This is a genomic window from Pantoea sp. BR_17, from assembly GCF_041955125.1.
In the GTDB taxonomy this organism is placed as follows: Bacteria; Pseudomonadota; Gammaproteobacteria; order Enterobacterales; family Enterobacteriaceae; genus Pantoea; species Pantoea stewartii.
On record NZ_JAVAXT010000013.1, the window covers coordinates 1 to 24,996 of the forward strand.

At 53.4% G+C, this 24,996-nt stretch carries 23 protein-coding genes, 6 tRNA genes and 1 pseudogene; 15 read left to right on the forward strand and 15 right to left on the reverse strand.

Annotated elements, in window-relative coordinates; genetic code table 11:
- Positions 1 to 33 precede the first annotated feature (33 nt).
- The 4 genes from RAC60_RS18060 to RAC60_RS18075 form a co-directional block, all read right to left on the reverse strand.
- Positions 34 to 109: transfer RNA gene (locus RAC60_RS18060), tRNA-Lys, on the reverse strand.
- 4 nt (positions 110 to 113) lie between these two features.
- A tRNA-Val gene (locus RAC60_RS18065) sits at positions 114 to 189 on the reverse strand.
- Between the two features lie 41 nt (positions 190 to 230).
- A tRNA-Val gene (locus tag RAC60_RS18070) sits at positions 231 to 306 on the reverse strand.
- A 47-nt stretch (positions 307 to 353) separates the two neighbouring features.
- Positions 354 to 429, reverse strand: a tRNA-Val gene (locus RAC60_RS18075).
- Between the two features lie 269 nt (positions 430 to 698).
- On the opposite strand from RAC60_RS18075, the gene gltX reads away from it, so the two are divergent.
- Positions 699 to 2,117 carry a glutamate--tRNA ligase gene (gene gltX, locus RAC60_RS18080; protein WP_033740793.1) on the forward strand — a complete coding sequence of 473 codons (1,419 nt, stop codon included), beginning with the start codon at positions 699 to 701 and terminating at the stop codon, positions 2,115 to 2,117.
- A 128-nt stretch (positions 2,118 to 2,245) separates the two neighbouring features.
- On the opposite strand, the gene RAC60_RS18085 is transcribed toward gltX, so the two are convergent.
- Positions 2,246 to 2,599: a YfeC-like transcriptional regulator gene (locus RAC60_RS18085; RefSeq protein WP_033740792.1), complete on the reverse strand. Its 354-nt coding sequence runs from the start codon at positions 2,597 to 2,599 to the stop codon at positions 2,246 to 2,248.
- A 111-nt stretch (positions 2,600 to 2,710) separates the two neighbouring features.
- On the reverse strand, positions 2,711 to 3,499 hold the full coding sequence (locus RAC60_RS18090; RefSeq protein ID WP_006120379.1) for a formate/nitrite transporter family protein: 789 nt from the start codon (positions 3,497 to 3,499) through the stop codon (positions 2,711 to 2,713).
- Between the two features lie 361 nt (positions 3,500 to 3,860).
- Here RAC60_RS18090 and RAC60_RS18095 point away from each other — a divergent pair.
- The 5 genes from RAC60_RS18095 (at position 3,861) to RAC60_RS18115 (ending at position 5,846) form a co-directional block, all read left to right on the forward strand.
- A tRNA-Ala gene (locus RAC60_RS18095) sits at positions 3,861 to 3,936 on the forward strand.
- A 45-nt stretch (positions 3,937 to 3,981) separates the two neighbouring features.
- A tRNA-Ala gene (locus tag RAC60_RS18100) sits at positions 3,982 to 4,057 on the forward strand.
- A 416-nt stretch (positions 4,058 to 4,473) separates the two neighbouring features.
- Positions 4,474 to 4,932 (forward strand): hypothetical protein, encoded by a 459-nt coding sequence (locus RAC60_RS18105; RefSeq protein ID WP_283786057.1) that lies wholly within the window; start codon positions 4,474 to 4,476, stop codon positions 4,930 to 4,932.
- Between the two features lie 139 nt (positions 4,933 to 5,071).
- Positions 5,072 to 5,593 carry a DUF2778 domain-containing protein gene (locus tag RAC60_RS18110; RefSeq protein ID WP_283786058.1) on the forward strand — a complete coding sequence of 174 codons (522 nt, stop codon included), beginning with the start codon at positions 5,072 to 5,074 and terminating at the stop codon, positions 5,591 to 5,593.
- Positions 5,571 to 5,846 (forward strand): hypothetical protein, encoded by a 276-nt coding sequence (locus RAC60_RS18115; RefSeq protein WP_054687335.1) that lies wholly within the window; start codon positions 5,571 to 5,573, stop codon positions 5,844 to 5,846. The genes RAC60_RS18110 and RAC60_RS18115 overlap by 23 nt, the downstream gene beginning before the upstream one ends.
- 220 nt (positions 5,847 to 6,066) lie before the next feature.
- Here the strand turns inward: RAC60_RS18115 and RAC60_RS18120 are convergent, their stop codons facing one another.
- Entirely contained in the window at positions 6,067 to 6,828 is a 762-nt protein-coding gene (locus RAC60_RS18120) for a nucleotidyltransferase domain-containing protein (protein ID WP_283786059.1), read from the reverse strand.
- Between the two features lie 175 nt (positions 6,829 to 7,003).
- Positions 7,004 to 8,194 (reverse strand): NupC/NupG family nucleoside CNT transporter, encoded by a 1,191-nt coding sequence (locus RAC60_RS18125; RefSeq protein WP_006120376.1) that lies wholly within the window; start codon positions 8,192 to 8,194, stop codon positions 7,004 to 7,006.
- Positions 8,195 to 8,551: 357 nt separating this feature from the next.
- On the opposite strand from RAC60_RS18125, the pseudogene RAC60_RS18130 reads away from it, so the two are divergent.
- Both RAC60_RS18130 and RAC60_RS18135 read left to right on the forward strand, forming a co-directional pair.
- Positions 8,552 to 9,796: pseudogene (locus RAC60_RS18130) on the forward strand (Nramp family divalent metal transporter); the annotation flags it as partial.
- An 87-nt stretch (positions 9,797 to 9,883) separates the two neighbouring features.
- A complete protein-coding gene (locus RAC60_RS18135) occupies positions 9,884 to 10,573 on the forward strand; it encodes an O-methyltransferase (RefSeq protein WP_375094108.1) in 690 nt (229 codons plus the stop codon).
- A 40-nt stretch (positions 10,574 to 10,613) separates the two neighbouring features.
- Here RAC60_RS18135 and RAC60_RS18140 read toward each other — a convergent pair whose 3' ends face one another.
- Together RAC60_RS18140 and mgrA are read right to left on the reverse strand one after the other, a co-directional pair.
- On the reverse strand, positions 10,614 to 10,964 hold the full coding sequence (locus tag RAC60_RS18140) for a DUF2502 domain-containing protein (RefSeq protein WP_033740783.1): 351 nt from the start codon (positions 10,962 to 10,964) through the stop codon (positions 10,614 to 10,616).
- A 151-nt stretch (positions 10,965 to 11,115) separates the two neighbouring features.
- Positions 11,116 to 12,105, reverse strand: a complete 990-nt coding sequence (gene mgrA / locus RAC60_RS18145) for an L-glyceraldehyde 3-phosphate reductase (protein WP_205950617.1) — start codon at positions 12,103 to 12,105, stop codon at positions 11,116 to 11,118.
- A 217-nt stretch (positions 12,106 to 12,322) separates the two neighbouring features.
- On the opposite strand from mgrA, the gene RAC60_RS18150 reads away from it, so the two are divergent.
- Positions 12,323 to 13,975 carry a thiamine pyrophosphate-binding protein gene (locus tag RAC60_RS18150; RefSeq protein WP_375094109.1) on the forward strand — a complete coding sequence of 551 codons (1,653 nt, stop codon included), beginning with the start codon at positions 12,323 to 12,325 and terminating at the stop codon, positions 13,973 to 13,975.
- Between the two features lie 162 nt (positions 13,976 to 14,137).
- Positions 14,138 to 15,103, forward strand: a complete 966-nt coding sequence (gene glk / locus RAC60_RS18155) for a glucokinase (protein ID WP_039339845.1) — start codon at positions 14,138 to 14,140, stop codon at positions 15,101 to 15,103.
- Positions 15,104 to 15,152: 49 nt separating this feature from the next.
- Here glk and RAC60_RS18160 read toward each other — a convergent pair whose 3' ends face one another.
- Both RAC60_RS18160 and RAC60_RS18165 read right to left on the reverse strand, forming a co-directional pair.
- The gene (locus RAC60_RS18160; protein WP_375094110.1) at positions 15,153 to 15,881 is read right to left on the reverse strand and encodes a LytR/AlgR family response regulator transcription factor; all 729 of its coding nucleotides are present in this window, start codon (positions 15,879 to 15,881) and stop codon (positions 15,153 to 15,155) included.
- The gene (locus RAC60_RS18165; RefSeq protein ID WP_039340149.1) at positions 15,878 to 17,548 is read right to left on the reverse strand and encodes a sensor histidine kinase; all 1,671 of its coding nucleotides are present in this window, start codon (positions 17,546 to 17,548) and stop codon (positions 15,878 to 15,880) included. The genes RAC60_RS18160 and RAC60_RS18165 overlap by 4 nt, the downstream gene beginning before the upstream one ends.
- A 250-nt stretch (positions 17,549 to 17,798) precedes the next feature.
- Between RAC60_RS18165 and RAC60_RS18170 the strand changes: the two genes are divergently transcribed.
- Both RAC60_RS18170 and alaC read left to right on the forward strand, forming a co-directional pair.
- A complete protein-coding gene (locus RAC60_RS18170) occupies positions 17,799 to 18,323 on the forward strand; it encodes a GNAT family N-acetyltransferase (RefSeq protein WP_039339839.1) in 525 nt (174 codons plus the stop codon).
- A gap of 116 nt (positions 18,324 to 18,439) precedes the next feature.
- Positions 18,440 to 19,675 (forward strand): alanine transaminase, encoded by a 1,236-nt coding sequence (gene alaC, locus RAC60_RS18175; protein WP_006120363.1) that lies wholly within the window; start codon positions 18,440 to 18,442, stop codon positions 19,673 to 19,675.
- 49 nt (positions 19,676 to 19,724) lie between these two features.
- Here alaC and ypdK read toward each other — a convergent pair whose 3' ends face one another.
- The 3 genes from ypdK to RAC60_RS18190 form a co-directional block, all read right to left on the reverse strand.
- The gene (ypdK, locus tag RAC60_RS18180) at positions 19,725 to 19,796 is read right to left on the reverse strand and encodes a membrane protein YpdK (RefSeq protein ID WP_006120362.1); all 72 of its coding nucleotides are present in this window, start codon (positions 19,794 to 19,796) and stop codon (positions 19,725 to 19,727) included.
- Positions 19,797 to 19,992: 196 nt separating this feature from the next.
- A complete protein-coding gene (locus RAC60_RS18185; RefSeq protein ID WP_375094111.1) occupies positions 19,993 to 21,021 on the reverse strand; it encodes an HlyD family secretion protein in 1,029 nt (342 codons plus the stop codon).
- A 6-nt stretch (positions 21,022 to 21,027) separates the two neighbouring features.
- Positions 21,028 to 22,629 carry an MFS transporter gene (locus tag RAC60_RS18190; protein WP_205950615.1) on the reverse strand — a complete coding sequence of 534 codons (1,602 nt, stop codon included), beginning with the start codon at positions 22,627 to 22,629 and terminating at the stop codon, positions 21,028 to 21,030.
- A gap of 152 nt (positions 22,630 to 22,781) precedes the next feature.
- Between RAC60_RS18190 and RAC60_RS18195 the strand changes: the two genes are divergently transcribed.
- The 3 genes from RAC60_RS18195 to RAC60_RS18205 are packed head-to-tail and all read left to right on the forward strand — an operon-like array spanning position 22,782 to position 24,846.
- On the forward strand, positions 22,782 to 23,567 hold the full coding sequence (locus tag RAC60_RS18195) for an IclR family transcriptional regulator (RefSeq protein ID WP_033740772.1): 786 nt from the start codon (positions 22,782 to 22,784) through the stop codon (positions 23,565 to 23,567).
- A gap of 7 nt (positions 23,568 to 23,574) precedes the next feature.
- Complete coding sequence (locus tag RAC60_RS18200) at positions 23,575 to 24,027, forward strand: universal stress protein (protein ID WP_006120358.1); 453 nt, start codon at positions 23,575 to 23,577, stop codon at positions 24,025 to 24,027.
- A 9-nt stretch (positions 24,028 to 24,036) separates the two neighbouring features.
- Positions 24,037 to 24,846: a hypothetical protein gene (locus tag RAC60_RS18205; RefSeq protein ID WP_033740770.1), complete on the forward strand. Its 810-nt coding sequence runs from the start codon at positions 24,037 to 24,039 to the stop codon at positions 24,844 to 24,846.
- Positions 24,847 to 24,996: the final 150 nt, after the last annotated feature.

The following is a 24,996-nucleotide window of genomic DNA, read 5'->3' on the forward strand; positions in this document are numbered from 1 at the left end:
AAAAAAGCGCCTGAAGGCGCTTTTTTCTGAATTTGGTGGGTCGTGCAGGATTCGAACCTGCGACCAATTGATTAAAAGTCAACTGCTCTACCAACTGAGCTAACGACCCGAAGTGGTGGGTGATGACGGGTTCGAACCGCCGACCCCCTCCTTGTAAGGGAGATGCTCTACCAACTGAGCTAATCACCCACTTCGGTACTGCTTCACAAGAGTGTCATCTGACTAAGATATGGTGGGTGATGACGGGTTCGAACCGCCGACCCCCTCCTTGTAAGGGAGATGCTCTACCAACTGAGCTAATCACCCATATCTTATCTCTTGTCACTGCGGGCCATCTTAAACATTCTTAAGAGTGGTGGGTGATGACGGGTTCGAACCGCCGACCCCCTCCTTGTAAGGGAGATGCTCTACCAACTGAGCTAATCACCCCCGCTGTGTGGAGTCGCATTATAGGGATAGTTGATTTTGAGTCAACGCTTTTTAAAACTTAATTGTGCGTTCGGTTTAATTTTAAACATCTCGCAGGGATTTTATCCAATATGCTGGTTTTCTTAGCAGAAATGCGGGCTTTGCTGCCGCTCTGCTACGTTGCATGCATTGAGGATTCATCATCAGGTGCTAGAATGTGCGCACTGTTTTCGCGTCTAACCTGTTTTTTGTCATCCAGACAAGAACCCGCGCATTTAAGGCAATACTGAATGAAAATCAAAACTCGCTTCGCGCCAAGCCCTACTGGCTTTTTACATGTAGGCGGTGCTCGTACCGCACTCTATTCATGGCTCTTTGCTCGTCATCATCAGGGCGAGTTTGTGCTGCGCATCGAAGATACCGATCTGGAGCGTTCAACACCGGAAGCCATTGAAGCCATTATGGACGGTATGAACTGGCTGAGTCTGGACTGGGATGAAGGCCCGTATTATCAGACCAAACGCTTTGATCGCTACAACGCCGTCATTGATGAAATGCTGGAAGCAGGCACGGCTTATAAATGCTACTGCTCTAAAGAGCGTCTCGAAACGCTGCGTGAAACCCAAATGGCGAACGGTGAAAAACCGCGTTACGACGGCCGTTGCCGCGACAGCCACGAGCACCATGCCGCAGACGAACCTCATGTGGTGCGCTTCCGTAACCCGCAGGAAGGCTCGGTCATTTTTGATGACCAGATTCGTGGCCCGATTGAATTCAGTAATCAGGAACTGGACGATCTGATTATTCGCCGTACCGACGGCTCGCCAACCTACAACTTCTGTGTCGTGGTTGATGACTGGGATATGGGCATTACGCATGTTGTGCGCGGTGAAGACCATATCAATAACACACCACGTCAGATCAACATTCTGAAAGCCATCGGGGCTCAGGTACCGGTTTATGCGCATGTTTCCATGATCCTGGGCGATGACGGTAAAAAACTGTCTAAGCGCCATGGTGCAGTCGGTGTTATGCAGTACCGTGATGATGGTTACCTGCCGGAAGCGCTGCTCAACTATCTGGTGCGTCTGGGCTGGTCCCATGGCGATCAGGAAGTGTTCTCCGTTAAAGAAATGACAGAGCTGTTTAGCCTGGACGCGGTGAGCAAATCTGCCAGCGCCTTTAATACGGAAAAACTGCAGTGGTTAAATCATCATTATATTAATGCGCTGCCACCGGAGTACGTTGCCACGCATCTGCAATGGCACATCGAGCAGCAAAACATTGATACGCGTACCGGCCCGGAGCTGGCGAAACTGGTTACGCTGTTGGGGGAACGTTGCAAAACGCTGAAAGAGATGGCGGCATCCTGTCACTATTTCTACCAGGACTTCACAGAGTTCGATGCGGATGCCGCGAAAAAGCATTTACGTCCGGTCGCCCGCCAGCCACTGGAAGTGGTTCGCGATAAACTGGCTGCATTAACTGACTGGAATGCCGAAACGGTGCATGCCGCTATCCAGCAGGCTGCCGATGAGTTAGGCGTCGGTATGGGTAAAGTCGGTATGCCATTGCGTGTAGCCGTTACCGGAGCAGGGCAGTCACCGGGACTGGATGTGACGGTCGAAGCGATTGGCCGCAGCCGTAGCGTTGAGCGTATTGAGAAAGCGCTGGCCTTTATTGCTGAGCGCGAAGCGCAGAGCGAATAATCTTTCTTTTTGACGGCTGGCGGTGATGTTATCAGGACACTTACTGACAACACCCGACTAAAGTCTGAGCCGCGGGACGTGATTGTCAGCGGCGCAAAAAAACCGGAAGCCTCGCGCTTCCGGTTTTCTTATTCTTCACGAATGCCCAGACGCTCAAGCACACCTTTTATCCCTTCCCGCAAAATCAGGGCCATAAGTTGATCCTGTTCATTCTGGCTCATTTGCTGGACAGAACTTATTAATAACGCAGGTAATGAATTAGGTGGAGGAGTATAATTGCCTGTAGGTTCATTGAGATTACGTGTCGACTGAATAAAGCTTTTTACGCGCTCATCAATATGGATCAGTCTCGCTTTTCCGCCCTGAACGCCGGGTTTTGGCGTCGTCGTCCAGTTCTCGCGTTTGATCCATTTGTTCACCGTCTGCCGACTGTAGCCCGTTTCGATTGCCAGTTCTTCCGGAGTAAGCCATTCCTTTTTCACGATGCTGTCCCTGTTCAATACATTAGCTATACATATTACAGGAAATCGTAACGGGTGAAAGTAACGGAAAACGAAATTGCCTTTTGTCTCTCAACAAAAGGCAATAAGGAATTATTGCGCAGTGTGTGCCTGTTCGGCAGCGGGGCGGAACGCCAGGAAGTAAGCCAGACCCACGAAGACGGCACCGCCTACAGCATTACCTAAAAATACCGCCACAAAATTCGGGAAGTATTCAGCCCAGGTCATCTGACCGGCGAAAATCGCCGCAGGAATAATGAACATGTTGGCGACAACGTGCTGGAAACCAATCGCCACGAACGCCATCACCGGGAACCACATGCCAAAAATTTTACCGACGACATCTTTACTGGCGAATGCCAGCCAGACGGCCAGGCACACCAGCCAGTTACAGCCAATGCCGGAGATAAAGGCATGCAGGAAATCGGCATGCACCTTCGCATTCGCAATCGCCAGCGTTTTTTTCAGGTAATCACCTTCGGTCATGGCCAGCATGTGACCAAAGAACCAGGCAATCGCGATGCTGCCGAGGAAGTTCGCAATCGTTACCCAGAACCAGTTACGTAATACGCTGTAACCGCTAACACGGCGGGCAAACCAGGCAATGGGCAGCGTCATCATGTTACCCGTTAGCAGCTCGCCCCCGGCCAGAATGGTCAGGATCAATCCCACCGGGAACACGGCAGCCCCTAAAAAGCCACCAAATGACCCCCAGTCTGCGGGTAAAGAGTTAATGACGTGAACATCCAGCAGGAACCCTGTAGCAATAAAGGCACCGGCCATGAAACCAAGAATGATAAGGGAGCTAATGGAGGCATGGCTTTTGGCCACCCCTGCCTGAATCGCCAGTTGGGCGATCTCTTTAGGTGTATGCAGCGACATATATTCTCTATTGATTTTAGTGGTGGAGCGAAAACGCCTGGTTGAAGAACGGTGCGCTGGAGAAAACCATGCAGCCGTATTAAATAGCGGGCTAAGTTTTACACGACATTACAGGGAAGACAAGATAATTCCTATAACATATTTAACGATGCATTAACTTAACGCCGATCAAAAAGGTTTAACCCCGACCAGACACCTTACATCATATTAACAAGCTCTTTTTCTGCGCAAACGGACGTCATCGCGTTAAGTTTGCCGTCTTTTTCAGCGATCAAACACAGAATGTGATTTTGCCGTTGACACTCCCTGGGGGGTTTCATATTATGCCGTCCGTCGCGTAACACGACGGTTTTTTCGGTTCGGGGCTATAGCTCAGCTGGGAGAGCGCTTGCATGGCATGCAAGAGGTCAGCGGTTCGATCCCGCTTAGCTCCACCAAACTTCTCCCAAAAGTTTGGCACTGAAAAAACGATTTCCAGATGTGGGGGTATAGCTCAGCTGGGAGAGCGCTTGCATGGCATGCAAGAGGTCAGCGGTTCGATCCCGCTTATCTCCACCAACTTTCTGCTTGTTCATCAAATCAATAAGTCATCAGAACGCAATGTGCTGGTTTTTCTCATCTTATTTCCAATCTTGTTCGTGCTGTCATGTGAAAATCGCCTCTCTTTAGCTTTTGACTTTGCCACTCGGCTCAGCAGCGATTAAAGACGTCAGCGAGATTGACGCACATCCGCCTTCAACATCTCTTCCAGCACCGTCTGACCGCATTATTCAGGCGCGATGCGTTACCCTGTTTTGCTTCGAGAACATAATCCTAAGCTCTTTGCTCACGCCTCAGATGCACCAGTAGCACGAGAACACGTGTCTCCCTGGACAGCCGATCACGTCGCTATATTTGTGACTGCTTCAAGGACTGGGGTTTGAAGGAAGGGGGACTGCCCTTTCATTCTGCAAGGATTCAACTCAGGAGAAAGTATGAACCTCAGACCCGTGATTGATTACTTTGAGCAAACAGTTCGGCCAACTGTGGACGAGTTTTATGCAGATGAGATGAACATGCGTCGAGGACGTATAGCAGCAATCGTCCTCTACCATGTTTATGATTACGCAAAATCCAATGGTTTTGGAAAACCAGGTGATAGCTTGCAGGGTAAAAATAAGATGTTATATGAAGTGGTTCATGCTGTGGCGAATGCATCAAAACATTTTCAGTTACATCAGCATGCAATCGCACGGCACGTTGAACAGATTGCATCTGATCATAACGAAGGACTTTTTAGTGCGCCTTTTGGTGACGGTGTATTCACTGAAGCTAATGGCATTTATTTAATTTTGGGTGAACCACAGTCGCATGATGGACGAGATTTTGAACGCGTCGAACTCAAATCAGCGATTAAATTTGTTTTTACTTTCTGGGAGAGTGAGATAATGTGATTCAAAGAGGATTATAAACATAATCCATATTAGTCTTTATCTTATGGATTTTAATGAGGGTTTCGGTTCCCCTCCAAACTCGCTTGATTGGAAAATTCAATCTAAGTATGATTTTTTCATCGAAAGGTAGGGGGCACGAATGATCGAATGCGAGATGGATTACAGCAAGGTAAGTGCTGACGGTAGAACTGTTAAATTACTTTGTTATGGTGTAGGAACCTTTGATGTCTTCTCGGGCGAAAACCCGACGACTAACATTGCCGAATGCGCATATAAGAATAAAGCTGCGCTTCCTCCGGGCACATACTGGATTGTTCCCCGCCCGACAGGCAGTATGAGTAACCGTGTCCTTAGTGCAATTAAAGACTGGCGTAACGGCACCGATCACAGTGAGTGGTTTGGTCTTTATAATGACGCCACTATGAGTGACCATCTCTATATACATGGCTCTGAGCGTGGTGGTTTCAGGCTGCATCCTTTGAGACCGGATGGAAGTGGGGAGTCATGGGGATGTATAACATTCTATAAAATCCCACAGTTCAACATTCTTCGTAATGCATTACTTAAGACAGAAATGATGCAGGTGAAAGCCGGTGTTAAAGCATATGGACGTGTGACTGTTAAAGGGAGAACAGATTATGACAATTGCAAAATCAACTAATCGCAGGAATTCTGTTTTACTTTTCATTTTGATATACGTGGCTTGCCTTGCCATTGTCTTTTTTGTCCGCCCCGTTTGGCAGTTTACAGAGAAACTGTCCTACTACATTGATGACATATTGAATGCAACAGGTGTTGCGATGGCCGATGGTGAATTTGACCCGGCCGGGTTATGGGTTATTTTTGGTATTCCTCTAATATTATCTATAGCGATTTTTTTTATAATTAGGATAGTGAAAAAAAGATATAAATAAATCGCTAAATGAGTGTGGATGACCACACTCTGTATAAATGCTGTTGAGAACAAGGTCTAATAAGAGTCCGTAACTTCAATGGTGGTGTAATCTCTCAGTTTCACCTGTAAATTAACTATTCATTTTAAAACACCGCCTGGCTCACACGGACGGGTGAGTTGAGCCTGCGTCGCCTTCTCGTTTTATCGGGCGCTTTTCATATTTCCCTCGTACGTTCTCGTTACGATTGTTCCAACTGCTGAACCAGCCATCCCCTGAACGCGTCAAGCTGCGAGATAAATTCCCTGGCTGATGCGCCGGGCTGATAACTTTCGGCGAGAAAGAAGGCGATGGCAGCTTCCTGGTCGGGATAACGCAGAACAAAGCGCGATACATGCTCGGCAAGCGTTGCAGGCCAGTCCGCGTCGCTATCCTGACGCAGCATATTCGTTGAGCGAATGACTTTTCTGGCGGCGGCGCGTTGCCACTGCTGGCGGCCGGGCAAGGCGCAGGACAGTTTCGCGATATACTCGTCTAAAACCTCTGTGAAATCACCATTTAGTGCCCTCGCCAGCGCTTTCGAGGGTCTGAACCGGTTAAAACGCACCGATAAATCTTCACCGTAAAGGCAGCGGCAGTGATGCTTTAGCCAGTATCCCCATGTATTAAGGTTGTTCGGATCCATCACCTCACTTAGCGTGCCTTTATCAACGTCGATTTTACTGACGACAGGATGCCTTGCCGTAAGCCTCTCTTTTACGGCCGCCAGGCTGTCGCGCGTAGCGGGCGCGAGCGGATGACGAAAGACAAGACAGACATCCAGATCAGACTGCCCTTCGACGGCTGTGCCAAACGCAACGCTGCCATAGAGCCACAGGCTGTGAAGATCATCGCCGACGGTCAGACGGAGTTGATGAATAGTATCGTCAACGATTGCCTGAAACGCCGGTTGAAAGGCGGTCACAGGTGGAACGGCGATGTAACCCTCGGCATCCAACGCCATAAACGCTCCTTTAAGAAGAGAGAGGACTGTGTGGCAAGGGGCAGACTGCAAGCTGCTGTCAATGCAAAGTAGCAGGGTGACTCAGGAAGGGTAAAGCGTAAGCGTTAAACCGTCTCTGGTTAAAAGCAACAAGGCGAGCCAGTTGGCTCGCCTTGTCTGTTGCGTAAGCCCGGAATCAGAATGCCAGTACCAGGCCTGCAATGGCTGCGGACAGCACGCTGACCAGCGTTGAGCCATACAGCAGTTTCAGGCCGAAGCGCGAAACGACGTTGCCTTGCTCTTCATTCAGGCCTTTAATCGCGCCCGCGACGATGCCGATAGACGAGAAGTTAGCAAAAGACACCAGGAAAACCGACAGAATACCTTCGGCATTTGGCGACAGCTGGCTGGCGATTTTCTGCAGATCCATCATCGCCACAAACTCATTGGAAACCAGTTTCGTTGCCATGATGCTGCCAACCTGCAGCGCTTCGCCTGATGGCACGCCCATCACCCAGGCAAAAGGATAGAAGACGTAACCCAGCACGCCCTGGAACGTGATACCGAAAATGAAGTCAAACAGCGCATTCAGGCCAGAAATCAGGGCGATAAAACCAATCAGCATTGCTGCGACGATGATGGCTACACGGAAACCAGCCAGGATATATTCGCCCAGCATTTCAAAGAAGCTCTGACCCTGGTGCAGATCCTGCAACTGCAGGTCTTCTTCGTTATCGACGCGGTAAGGGTTGATCAGCGACAGTACAATAAAGGTACTGAACATGTTCAGCACCAGCGCAGCAACCACATACTTAGGCTGCAGCATGGTCATGTAGGCACCCACAATCGACATGGACACGGTGGACATCGCGGTCGCCGCCATCGTGTACATACGACGCTGTGACATTTTGCCCAGAATGTCTTTATACGCGATAAAGTTCTCAGACTGTCCCAAAATCAGAGAGCTTACGGCGTTAAACGATTCCAGTTTACCCATGCCGTTGATCTTAGACAGCACGGTACCGATGCCGCGAATCACCCACGGCAGGATACGGAAGTGCTGAAGAATCCCGATCAGCGCCGAAATGAACACAATCGGACACAGGACGTTCAGGAAGAAGAAGGCCAGACCTTTATCGTTCATGTTGCCAAAGACAAAGTTAGTGCCCTGAGCCGCATATTTCAGAAGATGGTCGAAGAAACCGGCGAAGCCTTTGACGAATCCCAGACCGGCTTCTGAGTTCAGGAAGAACCAGGCCAGAATGATTTCGATAACCAGAAGCTGAATAATGTAGCGAACCCGAATACTTTTTCTGTCGTGGCTGACCAGCAAGGCCAGCACACTGACTACCACTAGTGCTAAAAGAAACTGCAAAATATGGGACATGTTTGCTCCAAATTTGAGGAGGATTGTATTTTGCTGCGTATTCTATGTAACGGCTTACCGAAAAACGAGATCTCATCCACAATATAAGTATTCACTATCGCCAAATTTCTCAGAAAACTCTCAGCGATCACGTCCTGTAACCAAAATATTCACATGGATTTCACTTAAATCTATTGTCTGTAATTTGCACAACACGTAGAGTGACTAAAATACGTTGTATAAGCAGGGCTTTCTTAGCCCTGATTTATAGCAATGGCTATACTTTATAGCATTATCTATCATAGCGATTAGCGAAACCGAATTTCACTTGTACCTGTGTCGCCTTAAGCTACACAGGTTAACTCAGACAGGGTACCCGATATGCTAGAAAGCCGTGCCGCAGAACGCGCAGCGCGTGGCGCCAGAAAAATCAAACTCGCTTTACTGGGGCCTGCCTTTATCGCCGCGATCGGCTATATCGATCCGGGCAACTTCGCGACCAATATTCAGGCCGGTGCCGCGTATGGCTACCAGTTGCTGTGGGTGGTGGTGTGGGCCAACATTATGGCCATGCTTATCCAGCTGATGTCAGCAAAGCTCGGTATTGCCACGGGCAAGAATCTGGCGGAACACATTCGCGATCGGTTCCCGCGTCCGGCCGTGTGGTTTTACTGGGTGCAGGCAGAGATCATCGCGATGGCGACCGATCTGGCGGAGTTTATTGGCGCGGCTCTGGGATTCAAACTGCTGCTGGGCGTCTCACTGATGCAGGGCGCGGTCCTTACCGGTGTGGCCACCGTTCTGATTTTGATGCTGCAAAACCGCGGGCAAAAGCCGCTGGAGCTGGTGATCGGCGGATTACTCCTGTTTGTTGCGGCCGCTTATATTGTTGAACTGTTTTTTTCCCAGCCAAAAGTCAGCGAACTGGTGACGGGCATGGCGCTGCCTTCACTGCCGAATGCCGATGCGGTTTTCCTGGCGGCCGGTGTGCTGGGTGCAACCATTATGCCGCACGTCATCTACCTGCATTCTGCCTTAACGCAGGGAAAAAGCCGCGACAGCCAGGCGCAACGTTACTCTTCCACTAAGCTGGATGTGGCGATCGCGATGACCATTGCCGGTTTTGTTAATCTGGCGATGATGGCCACGGCCGCTGCGGCTTTTCACTTTAGCGGCCACAGCGGTATTGCGGAACTCGATCAGGCTTACACCACCTTGCAGCCCTTGCTCGGTCATGCTGCCGCGACGGTATTCGGCCTGAGCCTGGTCGCGGCGGGGTTATCCTCCACCGTGGTGGGTACGCTGGCGGGCCAGGTGGTAATGCAGGGCTTTATCAATTTCCATATCCCTCTCTGGGTCCGTCGTGCCGTCACCATGGTGCCGTCATTTATCGTGATCTGGGCGGGCTGGGATCCCACGCGTGTGCTGGTGATGAGCCAGGTCTTGCTGAGCTTTGGTATTGCACTGGCGCTGATCCCTTTGCTGGTCTTTACGGGGAACCGTGAGCTGATGGGCGAAGCCCTGGTAAACAGTCGTCTGATGCAGAACACCGGTCGAATCATTGTGGTGCTGGTGGTCAGCCTGAATATTTACCTGCTCGCCGGACAGGCCATGGGCATGTAGCCTTACCCGGCAGCGATCGGGCACGGCTTTAAGCGCTGAATGCCACAGTTTATAATGTCACTCTCTTCCCGAGTCAGGAGTGACATCATGCGCACGCCAGATTACCCTTCAGACGACCATGTGAAATGGGCCGCCGTTGACGATTATTTTTCACAGTTGTTAGCGCCGCCCGATAACCACCTCAGCGCGGCCCTCCAGGCAAACAGTCAGGCCGGGCTGCTAGCTCATGATGTTTCGGCGATGCAAGGTAAAATGCTGGCGCTGTTAATCAGCATTCAGAATGCCTCACGTGTGCTCGAAATCGGCACACTCGGCGGCTACAGCACGATCTGGATGGCGCAGGCGCTGGGCGAGGGGGGAACCATCACCACGATAGAAGCCGATCCCCGCCATGCGCAGGTTGCCCGCGAAAATATTCATCAGGCTGGCCTGTCCGAACGGGTTAGACTGCATGTGGGGGCGGCGCTGGATGTCCTGCCGCATCTGCAGGCTCCCTTTGATCTCATTTTTATTGATGCGGACAAAAAAAATAATCCCGGCTATCTTCGCTGGGCCATTCGGCTCTCCCGGCCCGGCAGTCTCATTATCGTCGATAACATTGTTCGCGGCGGTGCCGTGATTGATGCCGGTTCTACCGACGGCAACGTACAGGGCGTACGTGAGTGTCTGCGGCTGCTGGCCAGCGATCCCCGACTGGAGGCGACCGCGATTCAGACCGTGGGCGAAAAAGGCTGGGATGGCTTTGCGCTCGCCCGGGTGAAAAGCCGCGAGGAGTAACCGCAGGTTGTCTGCCGGCACGCAGGCCGGCAGAGGACGGTTAGCGGTAGCGATGCGGCTCAGGGTGCGCATGACGCCAGTGGCGTCGTTCATGTTCCCACTGGCGTTGCCGTTCACGCGCGTGCCAGCGACGTTCCCGTTCCGCTTCCTGATGACGTCGCCAGGCATCATGCCGCCACCAGCGTCTTTCCTTATAAGCGTAGCGATCGTTAAACCAGCGCGGTTCACGCCAGCGGTCGCCATCCCAGTAATAACCCCGGCGGTCCCTGTCGCCCAGATGCAGCGTGACGCCTGGAGCCAGGCGTATCTCATTTCCCGAGGCTTGTGCTGTGTGCATCGCCAGCGGCGTTAACACTGCTATGAAAGCAGCAAAGCATACTCCACGTATCATTATCTTCTCCTGCAGCAGCTTATGATTACTGCTGTCACGTCATTCTGACGGTATTGCACAAAGAAGCCTGCACATGTTGTCTGAAAATACGCGAAAAACAGGGCTTTGAGAGTTTTCTGGCACAGCCGCCCGCGTGCGCGGGCAAACCGTATCAGGCCAGTATCGCCTCAATGGCGGCGAGTTCGTCTGTCGAGAGCGGTGACTGGGTCAGCATCTGCACCGCGTCATCAATTTGTGCCGTTTTACTGGCCCCGATCAGCACGGAGGTAATGCGCGGATCGCGCAGCACCCACGTTAACGCCATTTGCGCCAGTTTCTGCCCACGCTGTTCTGCCAGATCGTTCAGCTTACGCACCCTGGCCATTTTCTCTTCCGTCAGCTGATTTTCATTCAGGAACTTACTGCCGCTGGCGACGCGGGAATCGGAGGGAATACCCTTCAGATAGCGATCGGTCAGCACACCACCCGCGAGGGGCGAAAATGCGATACAGCCTGTGCCATGCTCATCCAGCGTCTGCAATAAGCCCTGTTCCGGTGTGCGTTCAAACAGGGAGTAGCGGGGCTGATGAATCAGGCAGGGTGTCCCCAGATCGCGCAGAATCGTCATCGCTTCAGCAGCCCGCTCTGCCGGATAGTTGGAAATGGCGGCATACAGCGCCTTGCCCTGACGGACAACGTGATCCAGCGCCCGCATGGTTTCTTCCAGCGGCGTTTCCGGATCGGGACGGTGATGGTAAAAGATGTCAACGTAATCCAGGCCCATTCGACGCAGGCTCTGGTCCAGACTCGCGACCAGATACTTGCGCGAACCCCAGTCGCCGTAAGGGCCTTCCCACATGGTATAACCGGCCTTGGTCGAAATAATCAGCTCGTCGCGATGCGCCTGAAAATCGTCGCGCATAATGCGACCAAAATTGCTTTCTGCGGAACCGGGCGGCGGACCGTAGTTATTCGCCAGGTCAAAATGGGTGATGCCGCAGTCAAACGCATGGCGCAGCAACTGCCGGCTGGTTGCTAATTGGGTGCTGTCACCAAAGTTATGCCACAGGCCCAGTGAAATCGCAGGAAGCTTCAGTCCACTGCGTCCACTTCGACGCCATTGCATATGCTGATACCTGTCGGGGCGAGGAAAAGCTGTCATAGAAAAGTCCTGAGTGAAAACGATTAAATGTGCCAAAACAGTGGGAGTGTATACGGTTACACTCAGGATTAATCCGTGTCAGATCGCATATCTGCCGAATAATCCACGGTCGTAACGCTTGCTTGCCATGTAATCCGTTGGCGAAATGACAGGCACTGTTCGCTAAATTAACGCCATGTCAGATACTTATCAAAACACTCCCCTAAAGGAATTCGCTATGTCCTCTTATACGGTTGGTGATTATCTGTTGGCGCGTTTGCAGGCGTGCGGTATTCGACATCTGTTCGGCGTACCGGGTGACTTTAATCTGCAGTTTCTGGATCGGGTGATTGCGCATCCGACAATAAGTTGGGTGGGATGTGCCAATGAGCTGAATGCCGCTTACGCTGCGGATGGCTATGGACGCTGTTCGGGTATGGCGGCGTTGCTCACCACCTTTGGCGTAGGGGAGCTCAGCGCAATCAACGGTCTGGCAGGCAGCTTCGCAGAGTACGTGCCCGTGATTCATATCGTGGGCGCGCCGTCGAGCCAGGCGATGCAGCAGGGAGACTGCGTGCACCACACCTTAGGGGATGGCGATTTTGGCCATTTCATCCGCATGGCAAAAGAGGTTAACGTCGCCACCGCGCAACTGACCGCTGAGAATGCCACCGCCGAAATTGACCGGGTTTTGAGCAGCGTTATCCAGCAACATCGTCCGGGCTATCTGCTGTTGCCTGTCGATGTTGCCCAGGCCGAAACCGCTGCGCCCGTTCATCCCCTGGTATCGTCGGCTTCGTCACCTGAATCCCTGCGCAGCGCGTTTCGCCAGGCCGCCGAGCGGTTACTGGCACCGGCGCAACGCGTCTCACTCCTGGCCGATTTCCTGGCGCAGCGCTGGCAACAGCAACCGGCGCTGGCTGCGTTACGTGCCGGGCGTGCTTTTCCGTGCGCCACACTGCTGATGGGCAAAGGCGTGCTGGATGAGCAGCAGCCGGGGTTTGTGGGCACTTACGCAGGTGAGGGCAGTGAAGGCCCGGTACGCCAGCAAATTGAAGAGGCAGACGTCACGCTCTGCGTCGGCGTGCGCTTTACGGATACGATTACCGCTGGATTCACTCAGCAATTTCGCCCCGATCGGCTGATCGACGTGCAGCCACACAGCGCCAGCGTCGCGGGACAGACGTTTGCCCCGTTGTCGATGGCCGATGCGTTGCAGACATTACTGCCGTTGTTCGAACGCTATGGCGCAGGCTGGCAGTCCGCCGGGCCAGTGAAACCGGCGGCGCCTGTCCCTGACGCGACTATCATCAGCCAGTCTGCCTTTTGGCAGGCCATGCAGTCTTTTATCCAGCCCGGCGATATTATTCTGGCGGATCAAGGCACCGCGGCGTTTGGCGCGGCGGCGCTGCGCCTGCCTGCCGGGGCGCAGCTGCTGGTACAGCCGTTATGGGGATCCATCGGTTATACTCTGCCAGCCGCGTTTGGTGCCCAGACGGCACGCCCGTCACAGCGCGTCATCCTGATCATTGGCGATGGTTCGGCACAGTTGACCATTCAGGAACTCGGCTCGATGCTGCGGGATGATCAGCATCCAATCATTTTTCTGCTCAATAATGAAGGCTATACTGTGGAGCGGGCCATTCATGGCGCAGACCAGCGTTATAATGATATTGCCCAGTGGAACTGGACAGCGCTGCCGCAGGCATTCAGTTTACACTGTCAGGCACAAAGCTGGCGCATCAGTGAAACCGTGCAACTGACCGCACTGATGGCGCAACTGACACAACAACACAGACTGTCGTTTATTGAAGTCGTGATGCAAAAAGATGACCTGCCGCCCCTGTTACGTAAAGTCTCAGCCTGTCTGAGCCAGCGCAACGGCGGATGAGATTCGGAAAGTTGCCTCTGTGCAGGCCAGACTAACGCGGTTAGGCTGTTGCACACACGAGTCAGACGCTCACCTCAAGCTTCGGTGGGCGTTGTTGTTTTATCTGCAGGATTTTATAGTGTCCTCCAACTCTTTAAGACCCCCAAGCGGAGCACCAGAAGAATGACAACTTATGCCTTGGTCGGCGATGTCGGCGGCACCAATGCCCGCCTCGCTTTGTGTGAGGTGGAAAGCGGCAGCATCTCCCAGACCAAAACATTCGCAACATCAGACTACGACAGCCTCGAAGCCGTCATCCGCCATTATCTTGATGAACAAAAGCAGGATATTAAAGACGGCTGTATCGCCATTGCCTGCCCGATTACCGATGACTGGGTTGAAATGACCAACCACGACTGGGCCTTCTCGACTAAAAAGTTGAAGGCGAACATCGGTTTTGAACACCTGGAAATTATTAACGATTTCACCGCCGTCTCCATGGCGATTCCTATGCTCGGCGAAGAGCATGTCATCCAGTTTGGCGGTAAATCGGCGGTGAAGGATAAGCCGATCGCGATTTACGGTGCGGGAACCGGCCTCGGCGTCAGCCATCTGGTACACGTCGACCAGCGCTGGGTCAGTTTACCCGGTGAAGGGGGACATGTTGATTTTGCCGCTAACAGCGAAGAAGAAGATCAAATTCTGGAAGTCTTAAGGGAAGAATTAGGTCATGTTTCAGCAGAACGTGTGTTGTCAGGCGCTGGTCTGGTCAATCTCTACCGTGCGATTGTAAAAGTCGATAACCGTGAGCCGGAGAATCTGAAGCCACGCGAAGTCAGTGAGCGCGCCCTGGCGGACAGCTGCACCGACTGCCGTCGTGCCTTATCGCTGTTCTGCGTCATCATGGGCCGTTTTGGCGGTAATCTGGCGCTGAACCTCGGGACCTTCGGTGGCGTTTACATCGCGGGCGGGATCGTGCCGCGTTTCCTGGAGTTCTTCAAAGCCTCGGGTTTTCGTGCCGCTTTTGAAGACAAAGGGCGCTTCCGTGACTATGTTGCCGATATCCCGGTTTATATGATCACGCATGACCAACCCGGGCTGTTGGGTGCCGGTGCGCACCTGCGCCAGACGCTGGGCCGTATTCTCTAGTTTGCAGGCTCTGTCCTGCCCGACGCAAGGGCAGAGCCGCCTTTCCCTCTCACAACCGCATCAGTAGCCGAAACGCTTTTACTTTGCTGCGGCTGACCGGTACCTGTACTTCCATATCCCGCAACTTCAGCAGATAGGTATTGTTAAACCAGGGTTCGATTTCCCGGATTTTGTTGAGGTTGACGCAGTAGGACCGGTGGCAGCGAAAGAACAGGTGTTCGGGCAGGCGTGAGCAGAATTCCGTTATTGTCATCGACATCACATAGGCTTCACGGCGGGTATAGACGAAGGTTAACTTCTCGTGCGCCTCAACGTAGTAAATGTCATTCACGTCGGTCACGATAATGCGTTCATCTTTGGTCAGATTCACGGTCAGTACGCTCTGCGCCATCGGCGTCTGAGTGGGCGCGTGCTGTTGCTGCCAGGTGGCTTCCAGCTTGTTCAGCATCGTGACGATACGGGATTCATGATACGGTTTCAGAATATAGTCAAACGCTTCCAGTTCAAAGGCTTCCACGGCATGCTCTTTCCAGGCCGTGATAAACACAATCAGGGGCTTATGAACAAACTGATGAATACTCTTTGCCAGTAACATGCCATCCAGAGAGGGAATATTGATGTCGAGAAAGATCACATCAACCCGATGCTGCTGCAGATATTTGAGGACATCCAGACCGTCATCAAAGCAGGCCGCTATCTCAATCTTACTGTGTTGCTGAATCATCCAGCTCAGCTCTTGCTGGGCCAGAAATTCGTCCTCGACGATGATGGCTTTCATGCAAGGTTCCCCACCAGTAACTGCCCGGTTTTGCTCAGGGTAAACGCGATTTCGGTGCCGGGCTGATGACGCGCAATGTGCAGCCCTTCGCCCGAGAGTAACTTCACCCGGTGATGGACATTTAACAGGCCAATTTTATTGCCGGGCATTTCGTTGCGAGCCACACGATCAATCACCTCGTCACTGATCCCTTTACCGGTATCACGCACGGCGATGCGCACGCGGTCGCCCAGGTCTCGCACACTTAACGTCACCACACCTTTACCTTTACAGGGCTGAATGCCATGAACAATAGCATTCTCCACCAACGGCTGAATCAGCAGGCTGGGCAGGGAAAAATGCAAATCCTCGTCAATGTCATAAATCATGGTTAACTTATCGCCAAAGCGCGCCTGCTCAATCGCTATATAATCTTTTACCTGCCAGAGTTCTTTCTTGATATCGATAAGCTCATCGTCATTCAGTTCGAGGTTGTAGCGCAGATAGCGCGATAAGTTGATGACCAACTGGCGCGCCGTATCGGGATTGAGCCGGATAGATGACGAAATGGCATTCAGCGCATTGAACAGGAAATGCGGATTAATTTTGCTCTGCAGGGCACGCAGTTCCGCTTTATTGGCCATTTCGCGCAGTTGCTCCGTACGCGAGACTTCCAGCTGCGTCGAAATAATCTGGGACAGGCCTACCGCCATCTCTTTCAGCGAGCCGGTGATGCGGTGCGCACGACGGTAATAAATCTTCAGCGTGCCGGTCACCTTGCCTTTTTCCCACAAGGGGATGACGATCATGGAGTGAATATCTTTCGTCCGGTGGGCTTCGTCATTGTTTTTGATGATGATCTTCCCACTGTGCATCGCCTGCGCCGTCGTCGGGCTGATCCCGTCGTCACCATGCTGGTAATTGTGTTCACCGTAGCCAACATAGGCCAAAATCTTCTGCTTGTTGGTCATCGCGACGGCATCGGCCTTGATTTCCCGTCGAATGATGTCACAGACACGGCGCAGGGAATCGCTGTTGACCTGACGGAACAGCGGCAGGGTCTGGTTAGCGATATCCAGCGCCAGTTTTGCCTGACGTGCCGCAATAGCCTCTTTTTCACCTTCCACGCTCTGCACCAGCAACACGATTAAGCCAATGCTGGCGGCGCCCAGAATCATCGGCAGGGCAATTTCAGAAACAATGGTCAGCCCGAGCGCGGTGGGCGTGGCCCACAACACGATAAGCAGCATGGTCAGACTTTCGCAAAACATGCCGCCCAGAATCCCTACCAGCCAGCGCCGTTCGCGCTGCACCCGGCGATGAATGGCACCGGCGACAATGCCGGCGATGATGCTGGTCATCAGGCAGGGCACTGACGTCACACCATGAATATCTATCAGGAAGCGGTGCAGACCGGCAATCACACCGGTGGTAATGCCAACCCAGGGACCAAACAAAATACCGCCAGCCATCACGGCGATCACCCGTACGTTGAGCAATGAACCGTCGACATTGACCCCTGACCAGGTACTGAAAAGTGCAAACAGTGAAAAAATGGCAATCACGGCCGCTTTTTCCAGCGCCGTATGCTCATCTTTCTGCAGGATCTGACGAAAAGGTGGGGTTCGCGTCAGAAAAAACAGGCAAATCAGCATCAGCGCCGCACGGTCAAAGACGGCCAGAAGCATAGTAAAGTGTGAAGTCACAGGCGACTCTTCAGCGAGGTCAAAGAAGGTTATGATAAAAAATGTGATGATGTTGTGCCAGCGTGCCTGACAGCCAGCCGGGCAGTTCATGTTTTAGATCAATTTATTCAAAAGCTGAAAAAGAGGAAATGTTGAGCTCATTTAAGAGGAACGTTTTTCCGCTGCCAGTGCGGCCCGGTCCACTGTGGTCAGGCCCGGTGACTTTATTACGTGTTATCGCCCGGAGTGATGTATGCATCTGACTACCTCGCGTTTGACGTTAACCTCTTTGCAGCCTGAAGACTGGCAGCTGTTTCGTGCGGTACATGAAGATCGCGATACTATGCGCTGGGTAAGTGACATTCCCGATGAAGATGATATCCGTGAGCGGTTTCGTCAGCGTCTGGCACCCTGGCAACCCGGCAGTTTTCACATGTTATGCCTGGTCATCAGGCGGCGCGACAGCGGGGAAGCCATCGGGTTATTGGGTTGTACGCCTGAATGGCAGCCCGCCCGTCAGGCGGAGGTGGGGTATATGCTGCTGCATCGCCACTGTGGTCAGGGGTTTGGCAGTGAAGCGCTGGAAGCGCTGTGTGCGTGTTTGTTCGACGCCGATTTTCTCAAACTCCGGGCGCTGGTGGTGGAAGGAAACTGGGCTTCCCGGCGAATTCTGGAAAAAAACGGCTTTCTGCTGAAACGGACGCTGCAAAATAATTATCTGCTGAATGACCGCTGGGTGAATGACTGGCTGCTCGAGCGGCTCAATCCGGGAAAATAAAAAATTTTCTGCTCCTCTCGACAAAGTTGTTATTAGCGCGTTATGTTCTTGTTGAGGTCACCGCAGTGACCAGCGTCGCTCGGACGGTCCGGGCGCTAACGTTTCCAGAGGATACCATGGCTGATAACAGCACCACTCGTCGTTTCTCGCGTATTGAACGCCTGCCCCCTTACGTCTTTAACATTACCGCTGAACTGAAGATGGCTGCGCGTCGGCGCGGCGAAGATATCATCGACCTTTCAATGGGTAATCCCGATGGCGCGACGCCGCCGCACATTGTCGAAAAACTGTGCCAGGTGGCTCAACGTGAAGATACGCACGGCTATTCCACATCGCGCGGTATTCCTCGCCTGCGGCGTGCTATTTCACGCTGGTATCAGGAGCGTTATCAGGTAGATATTGATCCCGAATCGGAAGCGATAGTCACCATTGGTTCCAAAGAAGGTCTGGCTCACCTGATGCTGGCCACGCTTGACCATGGCGACACGGTGCTGGTGCCGAATCCCAGCTATCCCATTCATATCTATGGGGCCGTTATCGCAGGCGCTCAGGTGCGCTCCGTCCCGCTGGTGGAGGGCATTGATTTCTTCAATGAGCTGGAGCGTGCTATTCGCGAGAGCTATCCTAAACCTAAAATGATGGTGCTGGGTTTCCCGTCGAATCCCACTTCTCAGTGCGTAGAGCTGGACTTTTTTGAGCGCGTCATCGCGCTGGCCAAACAGTACAACGTGCTGGTCATTCACGATCTGGCCTATGCCGATATCGTCTATGATGGCTGGAAAGCGCCGTCCATTATGCAGGTGCCTGGCGCACGGGATGTGGCCGTCGAATTTTTCACCCTGTCAAAAAGCTATAACATGGCCGGCTGGCGCATAGGTTTTATGGTGGGCAACAAAGAGCTGGTCGCCGCTTTAGCCCGAATCAAGAGCTACCACGATTACGGCACCTTTACGCCCTTACAGGTCGCGGCGATTGCGGCCCTGGAAGGGGATCAGCAGTGCGTGCGCGATATTGCCGAACAGTATAAACGTCGCCGCGACGTGCTGGTGAAAGGGCTGCATGAAGCGGGCTGGATGGTGGATATTCCCAAAGCGTCGATGTACGTCTGGGCAAAGATTCCGGATCATTATGCGCATCTGGGCTCGCTGGAATTTGCCAAGCACATGCTGCAGGAAGCGAAAGTATGCGTTTCACCCGGCGTGGGCTTCGGTGATTATGGCGATACGCACGTCCGTTTTGCACTGATTGAAAACAGCGATCGTATCCGACAGGCGGTAAGAGGCATTAAGGCGATGTTTCGCGCCGACGGCATTTTGCCGGGCAGCGTGAAAAGTATGGAAGAACAGATTTAACATCCCATTGGGGCGACCACCTGTCGCCCCTGTGGAATGCCTGCAGAGACTAGAGCATCAGCACAAAGGTGCCGACCCAAAGTAGTACAAAGAAAGAAATTCCCATCAGCGCATATTTCACAAGCGAACTCCTCTGAGCGGTTACGATATTGGCGATCCCATCCAGCGCAACGCGGACAGAAAGGATAAGGTCGCCGTTCAGATTTACGGTCAACGATCTCCCGTACGAACTGAATAACTCAGAACAGGATCGGGGCTAATCTACGCGTATTCAGACCGAAAATAAATAGTTTGGTTCTGAGAGTTTGTTCACATTTTTATCGAACGTCAATGTCCGGCACTGCCGACATGCCCACGCGGAGTTGCGCCAGGTTTTTCTGGTTCTGGTCCAGGACAATTTTAACCGGTAATCGCTGAACCACTTTCGTGTAGTTGCCGGTCGCATTATCGGGAGCAATCGCCGCAAATGTCGCGCCTGTCGCGGGGGCAAGACTGTCGACGTGACCGGTAAAAATCTGGTCAGGCAAAGCATCTACCCTGATGCGGACGGGTTGACCCGGAAGCACATCCTGCAACTGCGTTTCCAGATAATTCGCGGTGATATAGGTTTGTTGTAACGGCACCACCGCCAGCAAACGGGTACCGGCGGAAACATAGGCGCCCAGGCGCACTGCGCGCTGTCCCACCATGCCGGCCACCGGGGCCACAATGCGGGTGTAAGACAGATTAAGACGTGCCTGGTCGACGCTGGCTCGGGCGGCAGCAACATCCGCTTCGGCGGATCGGACGGCTGCCTGCAGCACGCCAACCTGCTTAATCGCAGAAGCGAGCGCGGCTTCACTCTGACGCACCGCGGCGCTGGCAGAGCGCTGCGCCGAGCTGGCTTTTTGCTGCTCGTCAGCGGCAACGGTGCCGCGCTGATAGAGACGGTTATAGCGTTCGGCACTCTGTCCGGCATACTGCGCCGAAGCCTGACTGGCGGAAACGCTGGCCTTCTGTTCATCAATGACCGACTGCTGCTGCTCCAGCTGTGCTTTGCTGCTCAACAGTTTGGCTTCACTGACCTGCAATGCGGCCTCCGCGCTTTCCAGTGCCACTTTGTAATCGCGATCGTCCAGCGTCGCCAGGAGTTCACCGGCGGCAACCTGCTGGTTATCTTTCACCCTGACGCTGGCGATGTACCCCGACACTTTGGGCGCAACAAGGGTGTAATCGGCATTGACCCAGGCATCATTGGTACGGTGATCGTTACGGGTCATCACGGACCAGACAATCAGCGCCATCGCCAGCAAAACCAGCAGCAGCAGGGAAAGCAGCACGGTTTTTCTCATTACTAAAGCACGCATATACAGTTATCTCGACGTGGAGGTTGCAGGTTGAATCAAGGTTTGGGGCGGCCAGACGCGTTTGGGCAGCCAGGCGGTGACGACCAGCAGCAGCAGCGCAAAACCGATCAGCAGCAGCCAGGTATCACTCAGGCCGAGCACCAGCGCCTGGTGCTTTATCTGGGTAGCAAAGCCGCGCAGATTCTCGACGGAACTCACGCTGCCATCGGGCAACAGCGGAAACTGACTGCTGGCCTGACTGCTGTTGGGGGCGGTCATCAGCCACGGCCTGCTGCCCGCCTGGTTGACGAGGATACTGGAGTGAAACTGTTCACGATGGCTGACAAACCATGACACCAGGGTAGAGGCCGCAATGCTGGAAAACCCGCGTACCGTGTTGAACATCGCCGAGGCAAAAGGTCCTTCAGGCGGTGCTACCACGCTGGTCGCGCTCATCAGCACGGGCAGAATCACCATCGGCTGGCCTACGGCCTGCAACGCCTGAATCAGCCAGAAGTTATCCCGCGCCCAGTCCGTTGTGATCTGCATACCGAGCAGGCAGGAGGCAATAAGGAAGCACAAGCCCACTGCCAGCATCCAGCGACAGTCAATCCAGCGGATATTCAGCAGGGCGGCAAGCAACGGCGCCACAATGAGCTGGGGCAACCCAATGGTCAACGCCAGCGGCGCGAACTGGGCGATGCGAAAGCCATCGACCTGGGCAAAATAGCTGGAAGGCAGGGCAGAGCCGGACAGCGACACGATCAGGACGCCGGCCAGTACCAGCAGGCCGTGCAGCAGGTTAGGTCGCCGCAGCATCTGCAACTTAAACAGCGGCAGGGGATGGAACCACTCATTGATTAAAAAGACGATGAGTAACGGTACGGCGGCCAGCAGCATAGCGGCAATCAGCGGAGAATCCAGCCAGTCAAGCCGTTCGCCCTGGCTGAGTACCAGAATGATTAACGCCATCCCGCTACAGCCTGTGAGCATCCCGAACAGATCGATCTGCTGAAAACGTTCTGTGCGCAACGGATCCTGGGGCAATCCCCAGCCGGTTAATACGAGGGCCATCAGCATACCGGGCACAACCTGCCAGAAGACAAACATCCAGCTGACCTGATCGGTCCAGAAGGCGGCCAGCGACGCGGCCATATTCGGCCCGAAGGTGGCAGTAAGGGCATAGGCGCCTAATCCATAGAGCTTGAACGGCGGTGGCAGAAAACGCAGGGCGACGGTCATCAGCATCGGCGGCAGCGCGCCGCCAAAGAGCCCCTGGATCACGCGTAATGCCATAAAGAGCACAGGATCGGTCATCAGCGGTAACAGTATTCCGGACAGCATAAAGCCGACCGAAACAAATAACGTAAAGCGGCGCAGGGAAAACGTCACCGCGAACCACGGCGCAATCATCATGGCGGCCACTTCGGCAGCCTGATAAGCCGAAACAATCCAGCTTCCGTCGTCGTAGCCCATACCGAGAGCAGCACGAATATCGGCCAGCGCAATATCACTGACGCGATCGTTGAGCCCGGAGGTCAGCGCCGCGATCCAGACGCCAAGCAGGCCCAGGGCGAGACGTAAGGTAAAGGGATGCAGCGGCGGCGCAGTGCCAGGCTGGGTCGTCATAGCAGGTGTCTCATTGTTTTTTTGGTTCGATGTATTGCGATGCGATACAGCGAGGGGATATTACATGGCAATATGCTGTATTGCAATGTGGTACACGCTGTAAAACGTGCGCTTTTCGGGTTACAGTAAGCCAGCTCAAAAAGGACGACGCTATGACTCAACAATCATCCAGCCGCGAAGATGAAAAAACGGGCGGTATTCAGGTTATTGCGCGCGCGGCTAAAATTCTTAATGCTCTGGGCGAGCATCCCGGTGGCATGAGTCTGGGCGAAATCGCGCATGCGGTTGATCTGCCGCGTTCTACCGTACAGCGCATTGTGGCCGCGCTGGACAGCGCCGAACTGGTTCGAAGCAGTGGGGCGGGCGGATTGCGTCTCGGGCCAGCTTTACTGAAGCTGCTCGCCAGCGTGAACACGGATGTGGTCGATTTGGTCAAGCCGCTGCTGGAAAAACTGTCGGCGGATACCAATGAAACGGTCTCCCTGTCCCGCGCCAGTGGTGCGCAGCTTGCCGTCATTCATTATGTTGTGGCGTCGCGCGAGCTGCGGGTGGTTCCCCGTATCGGACTGGAGCTGCCGCTCTACAGCACCTCGGGTGGCCGCGCCTTGCTGGCGCTGGAAAGCGATGAAGACGTCCGGACGCTGGTGGGGGATGCCTGGCGCGAACTGACGGACAAGACGGTTAAGACGCAGGCAGCACTGTTAGAGATGCTTCGGGAAGTGCGTGAAACCAGCATTTCCTACGACCGTGGTGAAACCCTTGAAGGCGTTTCAACCATGGCCTTTGCGCTCGATACGCTGTTTGGCCGCTTTGCGGTCTCCTTACTGGTGCCCACGGCGCGGTTTAAGAAGCATGAATCACGCTATCGTGAAGAAATGTTGCAGTGCAAACAGGCTCTGATTCGTGAAATTGGCAAAATTGCCGCTGTTGAAGGATGAGTGCTCAATGAAAACAGTATTAATGGCTATCGATAATTCACCGGTCGCGAAGAAAGTGGTGTCGTTAACGATCGAAGAAGCACAGGCGCATGATGCACAAGTGATTGTGCTGTGTTGTATCGATCCCGCCTATTCATCCTGTAGCCAGCCCATTGATATTGATGCCGGTGAAGATCCGGCAGATTTTGTGGCCGCGCAGGATGAGCAAAATACCGCTGAAATGGTGGTGCGTCATGCCCTGGCCCCCTTGCTCCAGGCCGGCATTAAGGCGCGAGGTATGATTCTGGCCGGCGAAGCGGCGGAGACAATCGTGGCCCAGTCCCAGCAGCTCAATGCCAGCATGATTATTATGGGGCGACGTCATTTATCGCCCTTTAACCGGTTATTAAAAGGATCTGTGAGTGCCGCTGTGGTTGAACGCGCGCATTGCCCGGTACTGATCGATGTGCGTAAGGATTAACAACGTAGTATGACTCTCCTGCTTTTTCTTACGCTGGCCGCCTTTGTGCTGCTGGCGATTATCATCGTTATGTTAGTCAGAACCACCCGGCTTAAAGCGTGGCAGGGCGTGGTTCTTTTTATCCTGCCGCTGTTGTTGTCGAATGTTTTATGGTTCAGCTGGATCCAGCCTCAGCAGCAGCAGGAGAAACGCTACGAGCGCGCGGCAGATTATATGGCACAGGCTACGGTGTATCGGGTGCTACGCACTCAGGAACCCGCGCTGTGGCAAATACTGACGCGCGATCTGGCGCGCAAACTGCGTGAAGGCGAACCCATGTTGCAGGCAACGGGCGAACTGCGCGGGTTATTGACGGATGTGATCAATCAGCGCCTTATGCGGGGTACTGACGCGGCCGTATTGAAATATATTGGCGTCTCGGTGGAAGAAATGCAGACGCTCAATAAAATTGACCCGGGCCTCTGTTTTCAGTTCCTTTATCCGCAGGTGAAGGGCGGTATCAATCTGGTTGAAACTCTGCCCGCCAGCCTGAACCAAAAAGATGCCGATGCCACCGAGTATTTGCTGCTTAACAGTCTGGGGGACGAACAACCGCTGGACCGCAAGCAGGCGCAGCACGATCTCAAAACCATCGTCGACCATCTCTACCTGAAGTGGGGCAATAAGCTGCAACAGCTGAATATGCCTGCCGATGCCGCCGTTGATCGGTCTTCCATGTGTGCCATGTCTGTCGATCTTTATAGTGCCATCCTCGCACTCCCGGACAAGCAAGCCGCCAATCTGCTTCGTAGAATGATTGCGCTTTCAGGCGAAGGTTAAAAAGAAAAAAGCCCGCCAGTGGCGGGCTAAATGCTGAGAGAGGCTTTTTTTAGAGTAATTCCTGGTGTTGTTCGTGAGGCTTTTCACTGGAATCAGTGTCGCAGTTTATTGGCATAACCTGCCAGTTGTTTAACCGTATTGAATCAATTG